Genomic DNA, 786 nt, shown 5'->3' with positions numbered 1-786 from the left:
AAGATGTTCGCTTACACCGACACTAAAAACTGTCCTTGGTGGGTTGTACCTTCAGATTCAAAACAAAAAGCGCGCTTAAATTGCATTAGTCATCTACTCAGTCAAATTGAATACAAAGCGCTAGAGTACCCACCAATTGAGTTACCAGAGATCAATAAAGAGGGCTACGTCAGAGCGCCAATAGACGATCAAACGTTTGTACCGGATAAGTACTGATCTCGGCTTCTAAGATCCAAAAGACCAGCGTTCGCTGGTCTTTTTCATTTACATGAAGCGTTACTTCAACACATCATCAATGCTTTGATCACCAAGGTGACGAACGTCCTTACCTTTCACAAAGTAAATAATGTATTCACAAATGTTTTGGCAACGATCCCCTACTCGTTCAATAGCGCGAGCAGACCACATCACCTGAAGAATATGCGGAATATTTTTTGGGTCTTCCATCATGTAAGTCATGAGCTGACGGATCACCGCTTCGTATTCGGCATCCAGCTTATCATCGAGTTTGTGAACCTCTGCTGCAGCTTCAACATCCATACGAGCGAATGCATCCAAAACCTGATGCAACATTTGAATCGCCTGACGGCAGAGAGGTTCTAATGAAACTTGGAATTGGCGTTCTTTCGATGACGGGCTTTCGATAGCGACATAAGCAATGCGTGTCGCGACATCCCCAATGCGTTCAAGATCAGTAATGGTCTTGATGATCGCCATAATCAAGCGCAAATCTTTCGCAGTCGGCTGACGTTTGGCGATGATGCGAGTACACGCATCATCAATCGA

General features: G+C 44.4%; 1 protein-coding gene and 1 pseudogene. One reads left to right on the top strand and one right to left on the bottom strand.

What is annotated here, in order from left to right; translation table 11 throughout:
• Nucleotides 1-216 (top strand): annotated as a pseudogene (locus R7Q48_RS26495) (polyphosphate kinase 2); the annotation flags it as partial.
• A 60-nt stretch (nt 217-276) separates the two neighbouring features.
• Here R7Q48_RS26495 and phoU read toward each other — a convergent pair.
• A partial coding sequence (gene phoU / locus R7Q48_RS26490; protein ID WP_318133185.1) for a phosphate signaling complex protein PhoU occupies nt 277-786 on the bottom strand: 510 nt, incomplete at its 5' end.

This window comes from Vibrio sp. 378 (assembly GCF_033339435.1).
The sequence above is the reverse complement of the archived record's forward strand: the minus strand, read 5'-3'. Positions and strand labels throughout refer to the sequence as shown.